The sequence below is a fragment of the Bacteroides uniformis genome, assembly GCF_025147485.1.
In the GTDB taxonomy this organism is placed as follows: domain Bacteria; phylum Bacteroidota; class Bacteroidia; order Bacteroidales; family Bacteroidaceae; genus Bacteroides; species Bacteroides uniformis.
The window spans coordinates 4,075,016-4,088,229 of sequence record NZ_CP102263.1 but is presented as its reverse complement, the minus strand read 5'-3'; the positions used below and the strand labels follow the sequence as shown (position 1 = coordinate 4,088,229).

Annotated in this window: 11 protein-coding genes; 9 read left to right on the top strand and 2 right to left on the bottom strand. The window is 49.4% G+C overall.

Annotated elements, in window-relative coordinates:
- The first annotated feature begins 45 nt into the window (after window positions 1-45).
- Entirely contained in the window at window positions 46-1,680 is a 1,635-nt protein-coding gene (locus tag NQ510_RS16605) for a DUF3352 domain-containing protein (RefSeq protein ID WP_005831393.1), read from the top strand.
- A gap of 167 nt (window positions 1,681-1,847) precedes the next feature.
- Here the strand turns inward: NQ510_RS16605 and NQ510_RS16600 are convergent, their stop codons facing one another.
- Window positions 1,848-2,216, bottom strand: coding sequence for a DUF3127 domain-containing protein (locus NQ510_RS16600; RefSeq protein WP_005831391.1), 369 nt, complete (start codon window positions 2,214-2,216; stop codon window positions 1,848-1,850).
- Between the two features lie 187 nt (window positions 2,217-2,403).
- Here NQ510_RS16600 and dnaN point away from each other — a divergent pair, with 187 nt between their 5' ends.
- From dnaN to NQ510_RS16565, 7 genes are all read left to right on the top strand, one after another.
- The gene (gene dnaN / locus NQ510_RS16595) at window positions 2,404-3,528 is read left to right on the top strand and encodes a DNA polymerase III subunit beta (protein ID WP_005831387.1); all 1,125 of its coding nucleotides are present in this window, start codon (window positions 2,404-2,406) and stop codon (window positions 3,526-3,528) included.
- A gap of 138 nt (window positions 3,529-3,666) precedes the next feature.
- Window positions 3,667-4,437: a 3'-5' exonuclease gene (locus NQ510_RS16590; RefSeq protein ID WP_005831385.1), complete on the top strand. Its 771-nt coding sequence runs from the start codon at window positions 3,667-3,669 to the stop codon at window positions 4,435-4,437.
- Window positions 4,438-5,667, top strand: coding sequence for a bifunctional phosphopantothenoylcysteine decarboxylase/phosphopantothenate--cysteine ligase CoaBC (gene coaBC / locus NQ510_RS16585; protein WP_005831384.1), 1,230 nt, complete (start codon window positions 4,438-4,440; stop codon window positions 5,665-5,667).
- 25 nt (window positions 5,668-5,692) lie between these two features.
- Window positions 5,693-7,363, top strand: a complete 1,671-nt coding sequence (gene recN / locus NQ510_RS16580) for a DNA repair protein RecN (protein ID WP_005831383.1) — start codon at window positions 5,693-5,695, stop codon at window positions 7,361-7,363.
- Window positions 7,364-7,391: 28 nt separating this feature from the next.
- On the top strand, window positions 7,392-8,132 hold the full coding sequence (gene rlmB, locus NQ510_RS16575) for a 23S rRNA (guanosine(2251)-2'-O)-methyltransferase RlmB (protein ID WP_005831382.1): 741 nt from the start codon (window positions 7,392-7,394) through the stop codon (window positions 8,130-8,132).
- A gap of 3 nt (window positions 8,133-8,135) precedes the next feature.
- On the top strand, window positions 8,136-9,839 hold the full coding sequence (locus NQ510_RS16570) for a tetratricopeptide repeat protein (RefSeq protein ID WP_005831381.1): 1,704 nt from the start codon (window positions 8,136-8,138) through the stop codon (window positions 9,837-9,839).
- A 225-nt stretch (window positions 9,840-10,064) separates the two neighbouring features.
- The gene (locus NQ510_RS16565; protein ID WP_005831379.1) at window positions 10,065-10,439 is read left to right on the top strand and encodes a RidA family protein; all 375 of its coding nucleotides are present in this window, start codon (window positions 10,065-10,067) and stop codon (window positions 10,437-10,439) included.
- Here NQ510_RS16565 and NQ510_RS16560 read toward each other — a convergent pair.
- A complete protein-coding gene (locus tag NQ510_RS16560; protein ID WP_005831378.1) occupies window positions 10,407-11,660 on the bottom strand; it encodes a bifunctional folylpolyglutamate synthase/dihydrofolate synthase in 1,254 nt (417 codons plus the stop codon). The genes NQ510_RS16565 and NQ510_RS16560 overlap by 33 nt on opposite strands.
- Before the next feature lie 168 nt (window positions 11,661-11,828).
- Here NQ510_RS16560 and NQ510_RS16555 point away from each other — a divergent pair, with 168 nt between their 5' ends.
- Window positions 11,829-13,154 carry a PhoH family protein gene (locus tag NQ510_RS16555; protein WP_005831374.1) on the top strand — a complete coding sequence of 442 codons (1,326 nt, stop codon included), beginning with the start codon at window positions 11,829-11,831 and terminating at the stop codon, window positions 13,152-13,154.
- Window positions 13,155-13,214 lie beyond the last annotated feature (60 nt).

Here is a 13,214-nt window from a genome sequence, read left to right as displayed (position 1 = left end):
TTAGTAGAAAATGCTATTTTTGCCAAAAGTTGATGAATAAATGCCATGAAACTCCGACTCCTCATACAGATAGCTGTCGTTGTGTCCATAGTGCTGCTATGTACCGGTTTTGGTGTGTATTCTTTCCTGCGGTTGAATTCGGTGGAGAACCGGCAGGATTTCAATCTTTATACTTTGGTGCCGCAAGATGCCACAGCCATACTCGAAACCGACCGTATGGCAGACCTCGTGGAGGATATCAATGAACTGAATTGCAGCAAAGACAATCATTTTCTATACGTATCGGAGCTTTTTGTTTACTTGAAGAAGTATTTGTATACTTTGGTGGAGGATACTCCGCATGGACTGAGTAAACAGATGAACAAGATGCTGATTAGCTTTCACGAGCCGGATACACCGATGAACCAAGTATTGTATTGCAGTTTGGGTTCGGGTGATTATGAGTTGGTGGAATCTTTTGTGGAGAAGTACTGCTCCAGTTCGTTTCCTTCCAAGTATTTCGATTACAAGGGAGAGGAGATACGTATCTATCCCATGGCAGACGGTCGTTTCCTGGCTGCCTACTTCACTCCCGATTTTCTGGTTGTAAGTTTCCAGAAGCGTTTGATAGAACATGTGATTGATGCGCGGCGCAGCAAAAAGTCCCTGATGAACCTCCCTTCTTTCCGCACTATGTACGCGGGCAAGCAGAGTAACGTGGCTGCCACGGTCTATGTGCGTATGAAAGGAGTGGATATGGGGAAGCCTACGGATGGTATCCGTTCGCAGACGCAGCTGGGCAGTTGGGCGGAGTTTGACATGAAGTTCAATGAAGATGCCATTTATTGCTCCGGCATCAGCCATGGGTCGGATTCCACACAGACGTTTATCAATGCCTTGCGGGTGCAGCAGCCGGTAGAGGACGGATTTTCCGGGGCTCTGCTTCCGTCTTCCACTTTCTTTTACGATCGCTGGGCAATGTCTGACAGAAATTCCTGGTTTGGCTTTACTGCCAGTCAGGAGTATGCCAAGGCCACCTATTCAGACTATATCAAGCAGCGCGACGAGGAGTGGATTGCTTACTTGAATGAGCATGCGGGCGAGAGCGTGATGTCTTGCTTGTTCCAGTCTAAAGACACGTTGGACAAGCTGCCTTGCGCCGTGATGTGTATCCCTCTCAAGGATGAACTGGCAGCGGAACGCCGCTTGCAGTCTCTGCTTTACAGTACCCCCAAGGAAGAGGACGCTCCGCTTATGCCGAAGGTGGTTTCAAATAATTCGTTGTATCCCAAAGCAAGGAAGTTCCCTAAATATGTGTTGCCCCGTAACACGCTGCTCACCCAGCTGACGGGCATCACGGAGTCTGCCCTTTATACCTTTGCCTGTTTCTATCGGGGTAGTCTGTTGCTGGCTCCCGATGCACTGAGCCTTTCGGCCTATATTGAGGCGGTGGAGAGTGGAGATGTGTTAGACGGAACACCGGTGTACGAAGAGGGTATAGGCAGTCTTTCACCCATATATAATTTTGTGATGATGGTGGATATGGAGATGATGCTGAGCCAGCCTGAAACGTATGTGCGTCTGATACCGAACTTCTTCTTCCGTCAATCCAACTTCTTCCGTCATTTCATGCTTGCAGTACAATTCACTTGTACAGAAGGGGTGGTTTATCCGAATATCGTATTGCTTTATAAAGGGTGATTAATCGGTCATTCTGTAGAGTGCTGAGGGAAAATAAGCACGAGGAAAGTCAAAATACACACTCACCACAGATTGCACAGATTAAAACAGCTAAAAAATCTTGATTATCAAAATTCTAGAATGAACTGTGTTAATCTGTGCAATCTGTGGTGAATTATAACATATTCTTAGAACGGCAGGTCATCCTTTGCATCCCCTGCGAGGAATTCCGGTGCGGCAGTGGGAGCCGGCGGTGGAACGGGAGCGCCCGGAGCGGGTGCGGCAGTGCTTACGCGTTCTACCTTCCATGCGCGAATACTGTTGAACCAACGGTCTTGCCATTGGCGTGCGTCTACATCAAAAGATACTGTCAGCTCTTCGCCCATCTGAATATTGAACTGTTCGATTTTGTCCGCTCCAAATACGTCAAAACACATTTTGCGCGGATATTGGCCATGGTCTTCAATCACATATTCTTGTGATTTCCATTCGTTACCTGACTTGGAAACTCCGCCTCTGGGCTGGAGTATAGCGATGATTTTTCCTGTAAATTCCATTGTTTTCTTTTTAAATGATGCGGCGAAGTTACAATTTTTTAGGAATATGAGACGAATATTCGGCTGTTTTTTCTTGCTATTTCTTTGTCGTAGGGAATTCTTTTTTTAACTTTGTCCGTCAGTTTGAAAAAGATAAAAACGGTTTCTAAGACGTTAGCAAAATAAAAAACTTAAATATACAGAAGATATGAAATTTATCGTTTCGAGTACTGCGCTCTCCAGTCATTTGCAGGCTATCAGCCGTGTGATTAATTCGAAGAATGCGTTGCCTATTTTGGATTGTTTCCTCTTTGAACTGCAAGACGGAACCTTGTCTGCAACTGTTTCCGACAGTGAAACGACGATGGTCACTACGGTCGAAGTGAATGAAAGTGATATGGACGGCCGTTTTGCCGTCACAGCCAAAACCCTTTTGGACGCTTTGAAGGAAATTCCCGAACAACCGTTGACTTTTGAAATCAATACGGATTCCCTTGAAATCACGGTACAGTATCAGAACGGTAAATACAGCCTGATGGGGCAGAATGCGGACGAGTTCCCGCAGTCTGCCATGTTGGGTGACAATGCCGTACGTGTGGAAATGGATGCACAAGTGTTGCTGGGTGGTATCAACCGTGCCGTGTTTGCTACGGCTGATGACGAGCTTCGTCCCGTGATGAACGGTATCTATTTCGATATCACAACGGAGGACATCACGATGGTGGCATCAGACGGTCATAAGCTGGTGCGCTGCAAGACACTGGCCGCCAAAGGTAACGAACGTGCCGCCTTTATCCTGCCCAAGAAGCCGGCTTCGCTGATGAAGAATCTGCTGCCGAAAGAGCAAGGCATGGTGACTATCGAGTTCGACGAACGCAACGCTGTGTTCACACTGGAAAGCTACCGCATGGTGTGCCGTCTTATCGAAGGTCGCTATCCCAACTACAACTCTGTGATTCCGCAGAACAACCCTTATAAAGTGACGGTAGACCGCCTGCAACTGCTCGGTGCTTTGCGCCGCGTGTCCATCTTCTCTTCGCAGGCAAGCAGCCTTATCAAGCTCCGTATGCAGGAGAATCTGATTGTCATCTCCGCACAGGACATCGACTTCTCTACATCGGCCGAAGAAACACTGGTTTGCCAATATGCGGGCAATCCGATGAGCATCGGTTTCAAGTCCACTTTCCTGATTGACATTCTGAATAACATTTCTGCCGATGAAATCGTTATCGAACTGGCAGATCCTTCACGTGCAGGTGTCATTATTCCGGTAGAGCAGGAAGAGAACGAAGACTTGCTGATGCTGCTGATGCCGATGATGCTGAATGACTGATGAATATTAGCAATCGGATTATGAGCTACGAGCTACAAGTGGCTGCGCAATTATGCCGCACGGTACTTGTAGCTCGTGGCTTGTAAGTTAAACTTATAATTTATAGCTCATAGCCAGAGCTTATAAAACGAAAAAACAATGAAATTGAATCTGAAAAATCCGATAGTCTTTTTTGATTTGGAGACTACGGGTACCAATATCAACTCAGACCGAATTGTCGAAATTTGTTACCTCAAGGTATATCCCAACGGGAATGAGGAGTCCAAAACCATGCGTATCAACCCCGAAATGCCCATTCCTGCCGAAGCATCTGCCGTTCATGGCATCTACGATGCCGATATAGCCGACTGCCCCACATTCAAGGAAGTGGCGCGCAACATTGCCAATGACATTGAAGGATGCGACTTGGCGGGCTTCAACTCCAACCGTTTTGATATCCCCGTCCTGGCGGAAGAGTTCCTTCGTGCCGGTGTGGACATTGACATGAGCCGCCGCAAGTTTGTGGACGTGCAGGTCATTTTCCACAAGATGGAGCAACGCACGCTGTCTGCTGCCTATAAATTCTATTGCGGCAAGAATCTGGAAGACGCCCATACGGCAGAGGCTGATACACGTGCCACTTACGAGGTGCTGATGTCTCAGTTGGACCGCTATCCGGAGTTGCAGAATGACGTGGCTTTCCTTGCCGACTATTCCAGCTTCAACAAGAATGTGGACTTTGCCGGCCGTATGGTCTACGACGATAAAGGTGTGGAAGTATTCAATTTTGGCAAGTACAAAGGCATGTCGGTATCCGATGTCTTGAAGCGCGACCCCGGCTATTACAGCTGGATTCTGAACAGTGATTTTACCCTGAATACCAAAGCCACGCTGACCAAGATACGTCTGCGTGAAATGACTCAGAAATAAATGGCAAATATACTGAAAGGGAAGAAAATAGTATTGGGCATTACGGGCAGCATTGCCGCCTATAAAGCATGCTATATTATTCGCGGACTGATTAAGCGTGGTGCAGAGGTGCAGGTGGTCATTACGCCTGCCGGAAAAGAATTTATTACCCCTATCACGCTCTCTGCCTTGACCAGCAAACCGGTTATCAGTGAGTTCTTTGCCCAACGCGATGGCACCTGGAACAGCCATGTGGACCTCGGTCTGTGGGCAGATGCCATGCTGATAGCCCCGGCTACGGCTTCCACCATCGGCAAGATGGCGAATGGCGTGGCAGACAATATGCTGATTACCACCTATCTTTCCGCCAAAGCTCCGGTGTTTGTGGCGCCTGCCATGGACCTGGACATGTATGCCCATCCTTCCACCCAAAAGAATCTGGATACACTCCGCTCTTATGGAAACCACATCATAGAACCTGCTACGGGAGAACTCGCCAGCCATCTGGTGGGGAAAGGCCGTATGGAGGAGCCGGAGAATATCATCCGCCACCTGGAAATGTACTTTGCTGCCAAAGATGGCGACCTGGTGGGCAAGACAGTGATGATAACCGCAGGACCTACTTATGAGAAGATAGACCCGGTGCGCTTCATCGGCAACTATTCTTCCGGCAAGATGGGACTTGCCCTGGCAGATGAATGTACCGCCAGAGGGGCCAAGGTGATACTGATTGCCGGTCCGGTGCAGCAAGGCACTTACTTCCCGATGCACCAGTACCATGCGGTAGAGTCGGCGCAGGAGATGTTCGAGGCTGCATCCGCCGCCTTTGTCCATGCCGATGCCGCCATCTTGACGGCTGCCGTGGCAGACTACACCCCCGAACAAGTGGCGGATGAGAAAATCAAGCGCGAAAAGACCGGGGAGATGAGTTTGAACTTGAAACCTACCCGCGACATAGCCGCTTTCTTAGGCAATCTGAAGAACGATGCGGAGCACTGTCAACGCCTCCTCATAGGCTTTGCCCTTGAGACTCATAACGAGCAGATGAATGCGGAAGACAAGCTCAACCGCAAGAATCTGGACTTCATCGTGCTGAACTCCCTGAACGACAAGGGAGCCGGTTTTCGTTGCGATACCAATAAAATCAGTATCATAGACCACCAGGGAAAGACGGACTACCCCTTGAAGTCCAAAGCCGAAGTGGCTGCCGACATCGTAGACCGTCTGGTGAAAGATTTAAATAGTAAATAGTAAATCGTAAATCGTCAATATCCTTATGTTGCGTTCGCTTTACATACAGAATTATGCGCTTATTGAAAAGCTCGATATCAGCTTCAGCAGCGGTTTCTCGGTGATAACGGGTGAGACCGGTGCTGGAAAATCCATTATTCTGGGTGCCATCGGTCTGCTGCTGGGACAGCGTGCCGATGTGAAAGCCATTCGTGTAGGAGCTTCGAAGTGCATTATCGAGGCCCGTTTTGATATTTCCGCTTACGGTATGCAGCCTTTCTTTGAGGAGAATGAGTTGGAGTACGAGGAAGAATGCATCCTGCGCCGCGAGGTGTCCGCTTCGGGCAAGAGCCGGGCATTCATCAATGACACGCCTGCTTCATTGGCTCAGATGAAGGAGTTGGGAGAACTGCTGATTGACGTGCATTCCCAGCATCAGAACCTATTGCTGAACAAGGAAGGATTTCAGTTGAATGTACTGGACATCTTGTCGCATAACGAAGAGGCCTTGTCTGCTTACCAGCATATCTTCGGAGCATGGAAGCAGGCACAGCAGGATTTGGAGGCCCTTGTTGCCCGTGCCAATCAGGATAAGTCGGACGAAGACTATATCCGTTTCCAACTGGAACAGTTGGAAGAGGCACACTTGTCTGCCGGTGAGCAGGAGGAGCTGGAGCAAGAGGCAGATACGCTGAGCCATGCGGAAGAGATAAAGGCCGGACTCTATCGGGTAGGGCAGACGCTCTACTCGGACGAAGGAGGCTTGTTGTCCGGGCTGAAGGAATGCCTGAACACGATGCTCGGCCTGCAGAGGGTTTATCCGGTTGCCGGGGAACTTGCCGAACGCATGGAAAGCACTTATATCGAGTTGAAGGATATTTCGCAGGAAGTGTCGGGTAAGGAGGATGAAATAGAGTTCAACCCCGAACGTCTGGATGAAGTGAACGAACGTCTGAACTTGATTTATACGCTCCAACAGAAGCACCGCGTTTCCACTGTCGGTGAACTTCTGGCGCTGACGGATGAATACGCCGCCAAACTCTCAGCCATCACTTCGTCCGACGAGCACATCGAGGAACTGAAAGCGCGTTGCGACGCTTTATATAATAAGGTGAAAAAGCAGGCTGCCGTCCTCACCAAGGCGCGTACTGCCGCTGCCCGTGAAGTGGAGAAGCAGATGGCTGCGCGGCTGGTTCCGTTGGGCATGCCCAATGTCCGTTTCCAGGTAGAGATAGGTGCCCGCAAAGAGCCGGGCATACACGGGGCGGATACTGTGAACTTCTTGTTTTCCGCGAATAAGAACGGGGCATTGCAAAGCGTCTCCTCCGTAGCTTCGGGTGGTGAAATAGCCCGCGTCATGCTCTCCATCAAAGCAATGATAGCCGGTGCCGTCAAGCTTCCTACCATTGTATTCGACGAAATAGATACCGGAGTCTCCGGCGAGATAGCCGACCGCATGGCGGATATCATGCAGGAGATGGGCGAGCAGGACCGCCAGGTAATCAGCATTACCCATCTACCCCAGATTGCTGCCCGTGGACGCGCCCATTACAAGGTGTACAAGCAGGACAACGAAACGGAAACAAACAGTCACATCCGTCGTCTGACCGACGATGAACGCGTGGAAGAAATAGCCCATATGCTGAGTGGTGCTAAGCTGACCGAAGCCGCACTGAACAATGCCAGAGCATTGCTGGAAGTATCAAATAGTAAATAGTAAATCGTCAAATAGTAAATACCCATATATGGTTGATAACAGTGAAATGATTTTCGGCGTCCGTGCCGTGATAGAAGCCATTCAGGCAGGAAAAGAGATAGACAAGATATTGGTAAAGAAGGACATTCAGAGTGATTTGTCAAAAGAGCTGTTCGCTGTCTTGAAAGGGACTTTGATACCGGTACAGCGCGTTCCGGTGGAACGCATCAACCGCGTGACGCGTAAGAATCACCAGGGAGTGATTGCCTTCATCTCTTCAGTCACTTACCAGAAGACGGAGGACTTGGTACCTTTCCTTTTCGAGCAGGGCAAGAATCCTCTGTTTGTGATGCTCGACGGCATCACGGATGTCCGCAATTTCGGCGCCATTGCCCGTACTTGCGAGTGTGCGGCGGTAGATGCCGTGATTATCCCTGCACGGAACAGTGTATCAGTCAACGCAGATGCCATGAAAACTTCGGCAGGAGCCTTGCACACTTTGCCCGTTTGCCGCGAACACAGCCTGAAAGAGACCCTGCAATTCCTCAAGAATAGTGGTTTCCATATCGTGGCAGCCACGGAGAAAGGCGATTACGACTATACCAAAGCCGACTATACCGGTCCGATGTGCATCATTATGGGTGCCGAAGACAAGGGGGTGTCCTATGACAATCTGGCGTTGTGTGACGAGTGGGTGAAAATTCCCATGTTGGGAACCATCGAGTCCCTCAATGTTTCCGTTGCAGCCGGCATTTTGATTTATGAAGCGGTAAAACAAAGAACCAACTAAGATATGAAAAAGAAATTGCTGTTGATGCTCACTCTCTGTTTATTGGCTCAGTGGAGTGTGGCACAAGCCCCGAAGTGGGTAGACAAAGCCAAACGTGCCGTTTTTTCGGTGGTGACCTACGACCAGGACGATAAGATACTGAATACTGGAAACGGCTTTTTTGTCACTGAAGATGGCGTTGCGCTTTCTGACTACACCTTGTTCAAAGGTGCCCAGCGCGCCGTTGTGATGAGCTCGGACGGGGCACAGATGCCGGTGGAGGCCATTATGGGGGCCGATGACATGTACGATGTTGTCAAGTTCCGTGTCGGCATCTCCGGAAAGAAAGTCACGGCACTCACTTTGGCTGCTGTGGCTCCGGCTGCCGGTGCGGATGTATATCTGCTGCCTTATTCCACCCAAAAGGACCGTTCCTTCACTGCCGGGAAAGTAAAGGAAGCTGATAAGATTTCCGGCAACTATTCCTATTATACGCTCGATATGCGTCTGAAGGACAAGATGGTGAGTTGTCCGCTGATGACTGTGGACGGGCAGGTCTTCGGCCTTGCGCAGAAGTCCTCCGGACAAGACACGGCTACCATCTGCTATGCCATTGATGCCAATTTCGCCATGTCACAGAATATCTCCGCATTGTCTTATGGAGATATGTCATTAAAGGGCATCGGTATCAAGAAGGCATTGCCCGATACCGAAGAGCAGGCTTTGGTGTTCCTCTACATGGCTTCTTCCCAACTGTCTCCGGAGAAGTATATGGAGACTCTGAACGATTTCATTGCACAATATCCTGCCAGTGCCGACGGTTATCTGCGCCGTGCTTCCCAGCATCTGTTCATGTCCCGTGAAGATGCTTCCATGGATAAGGTCGCCGCAGATATGGATAAGGCTTTGGAGGTTGCCGCAAAGAAAGATGATGTGTATTACAACCGGGCCAAGATAATCTATAATTATGCATTGGGCAAGCCCGAGAAAGTTTATAAGGACTGGTCGCTCGACAAGGCTCTGGACGAGGTACGGAAAGCGATAGCCATTGACGAGCTTCCGGTTTATGTCCAGTTGGAGGGTGACATCCTGTTTGCCAAGCAGGACTATCCGTCGGCATTTACCAGCTATGATAAAGTGAATAAGACCATTCTGGCCTCTCCGGCTACCTTCTTCAGTGCCGCCAAGACCAAGGAATTGATGCAGGCGCCTGCCGAGGAGGTACTGGCTCTGATGGACAGTTGTGTGGCCCGCTTTACCCAGCCCTATACGGAGGAAGCCGCCCCTTACTTGCTGGAGCGTGCCCAAGCCCGTATGAATGCAGACCAGGCGCGTAATGCCATGCTGGATTATGACGCCTATTACAATGCCGTGAACGGTAAAGTGAACGACATGTTCTACTATTACCGTGAGCAGGCTGCTTTGAAGGCCAAGCAGTACCAGCGTGCGCTGGACGATATGGCGAAAGCCATCGAACTGAATCCGGAGGATTTGACTTACCGTGCCGAACTGGCAGTGGTGAATCTTCGCGTGGGACGTTACGAAGAGGCGTTGAATGTGCTGAAGGCTGCTCTGGAGAAAGACCCTAAGTATGCCGAGGCCTACCGTCTGATGGGTATCGCCCAGCTGCAGATGAAGAAGGACAAGGAAGCTTGTGCCAGCTTTGCCAAGGCAAAGGAATTGGGTGACCCCAATGTGGATGCTTTGATTGAGAAGCATTGCAAGTAAAGGGATGGGATAGAATAAAGGCTCTGCTTTCGCAAGCAGAGCCTCTGTTTTGGGGAACTCCCCCGTGTTAAATGAGTTAAGTCTAGGTATAACAGGTTATGAGTGAAATTACGTTGTTTTATTTATAAAATGCGTGGATTTCCGGAATACTGCATATACTTCGGATTTTTTTATGAGAAAAAAGAAAATAGACCCGATTATTAATAAAAACAAACTTTGACAATCATGAAGAAAGTGATTTGCAGCCAGAAGGCACCGGGCGCCATAGGCCCTTATAGCCAGGCTATCGAAGCCGGCGGAATGGTATTTGTATCAGGTCAGTTGCCTATTGACGCAGCTACCGGAGTGATGGCTGAAGGTGCTGAAGCGCAAGCCCGCCAGTCCTTGGAGAATATAAAGCATATTCTGGAAGAGGCAGGCCTGGGCATGGCAAATATTGTGAAGACAACCGTTTTCCTGGCAGACATGTCCTTGTTCGCTGATATGAACAAGGTATATGCCACCTATTTTGACGGTGCTTTCCCGGCACGTTCGGCTGTGGCAGTGAAGGCGTTGCCCAAAGATGCCTTAGTAGAGATTGAGTGCATCGCGGTTCGCTAACAAGTCGGCCACAATGAAACTGCTGCCTCCCACGAAGATGAAATCTTCCGGGAGGCTTTTTTCTTGTGCGGCCCGCACGGCGGCAGGTACATCAGGATAGCAATGTCCTTCCAGACCTGCTGCTTCGGCAAGCTCCTGTAGTTCGCTTTCGGGCAATGCTCGCTTCACGCTGGCTTTGGTGAAGTAGTAGGTCGCTTCCCGGGGCAGCAGGGCCAGTACCCCCCGTATATCCTTGTCATTCACCATGCCTATGATGATGTGTAGCTGGCGGTAAGCCTGCTGTTTCAGTTGTTCTGTAATGTAGGTGATGCCTCCCACATTGTGGCCGGTGTCACAAATCAGGGTGGGCGACTCCTGCAGTTTTTGCCAGCGTCCCATCAAGCCTGTCAGTTCCACCACACGGGCAAAGCCACTGCGCACTGCTTGTCCGTCCAGCCGGTAGCCGGCTTCTTTCAGTAGCGGGAGGGCGGTGAGGATGGTCCGGGCATTTTTCTGCTGGTAGAGCCCTTTCAGTTCGTATTCTATTCCGGGATAGTCTTCACGGTCATTCTCCTCGGCAAAGTAGATGGGAGCACCCGTTGTCTGTGCTTTTTCCAGAAATACCGGTTTCGTTTCGGGAGTGGTCTCGCCGATTATAACGGGGATACCGCTTTTAATGATTCCTGCCTTCTCTCCTGCGATTTTTGCCAAGGTGTCCCCCAGGAATTGGGTATGGTCAAAACTGATGTTGGTGATGATGCATACATCCGGACGGATGATATTGGTACAGTCCAGGCGTCCGCCTAGTCCCACCTCGATTACGGCTACATCCACCTTTTCATCGGCAAAGTAGCGGAAGGCCATGGCGGTGGTCAGCTCAAAGAAAGAGGGATGGAGGGGTTCGAAGAAGCCACGTTCCTGCTCTACAAAACGGATGACGTATTCCTCGGGTATAGGCTGTCCGTTAATCCGGATGCGCTCCCGGAAATCCACCAGATGGGGCGAGGTATAGAGCCCGACCCTGTATCCTGCCTCTTGCAGTATGGCGGCAAGCGTATGCGAGCAGGAACCCTTTCCATTGGTACCGGCCACATGAATGCTGCGGAAACTGCGGTGGGGATGTTCGAAGTGTGCGTCCAGGGTCAGAGTGTTTTCCAATCCTTCCTTGTATGCTGAGCCGCCCACTTGCTGAAACATGGGCACACTGTTATATAAGTAAGTTAAAGTGTCCTGATAATCCATCTTTTATAATATTTAACGGAGAAGCAATCCTTTCTCCCTATTAATTTGTTATCTTTAAAAGCGACAAAGATAATGCAGACCGAACGCAATCAAGCTTGCTTGAAATTGCTTGCAGTGTAGCTTATCTTAAGCTTGTGCAAAGGTATTAACAATTTAAATCTAACGTGTATGGGAGCTAAGAAAAATTTTGTGATTGATACGAATGTGATTCTTCACGATTATAACTGTTTGAAGAATTTTCAAGAGAATGACATTTATCTTCCCATCGTAGTCCTTGAAGAACTGGACAAATTCAAGAAAGGTAATGAGCAGATTAATTTCAATGCGCGTGAGTTCGTCCGTGAGCTTGATTTGATTACCGATGATAATCTGTTCACCAAAGGGGCGCCATTGGGAGAGGGCTTAGGCCGTCTGTTTGTGGTGGCAGGCATGGTGGACTCTCCCCGAGTACGTGATTCCTTTCCCGAACGCATCCCCGACCATCAGATTCTGTCGGTAGTGGACTGGCTTTCCACCAAAAAGCCTAAAATGAAAACCATCCTTGTCACGAAAGACGTGAATCTGCGCATGAAGGCGCGTTCCATCGGTCTGCTGTGCGAAGACTACATCAATGATAAGGTAATCAATGTGGATATATTCGAAAAGTCGAATGAAGTGTTCGAGGGTATTGACCCTGCGCTGATAGACCGCATTTATTCTTCCAAAGAAGGACTGGACATCAACGAGTTCGATTTTAAGGACATCATTCGTCCCAACGAATGTTTTGTGCTGAAGAGTGACCGCAGCAGTGTGCTTGCGCGTTATAATCCCTTTGCCCATTCGATTTGCCGGGTCCACAAGACAAAGAATTATGGCATTGAGCCGCGCAATGCCGAGCAGAGCTTTGCTTTTGAGGTGCTGAACGACCCGAACATCAAGTTGGTTGCCCTGACCGGCAAGGCGGGAACCGGCAAGACCCTGCTGGCATTGGCCGCCGCATTGGGAAAACTTACCGACTACAAGCAGATTCTCCTGGCACGTCCCATCGTGGCCCTATCCAATAAAGACCTTGGATTCCTTCCCGGTGATGCCAATGAGAAAGTGGCTCCTTACATGCAGCCTTTGTTCGATAATTTGAATGTAATCAAGCATCAGTTCGCTGCCAATTCCTCTGAAGTGAAACGCTTGGAGGATATGCAAAAAAGTGAACAATTGGTCATCGAGGCATTAGCCTTTATCCGCGGGCGCAGTTTGAGCGAGACCTACTGTATTATTGATGAAGCCCAAAACTTGACTCCGCATGAGATTAAGACCATCATCACCCGTGCCGGTGAAGGCACAAAAATGGTGTTTACCGGTGATATTCAGCAGATAGACCAACCCTATCTGGACAGTCAGTCCAATGGGCTTGTTTATATGATAGACCGTATGAGGGACCAGAACTTGTTTGCCCATGTCAATCTGGTGAAAGGAGAACGTAGCCAGTTGAGCGAGTTGGCAAGTAATCTGATGTAGCGGATACCGCATTTTCTGGGGTAAAATTATTTCCATCCCGCTTTCCAACTGTTAAAACGA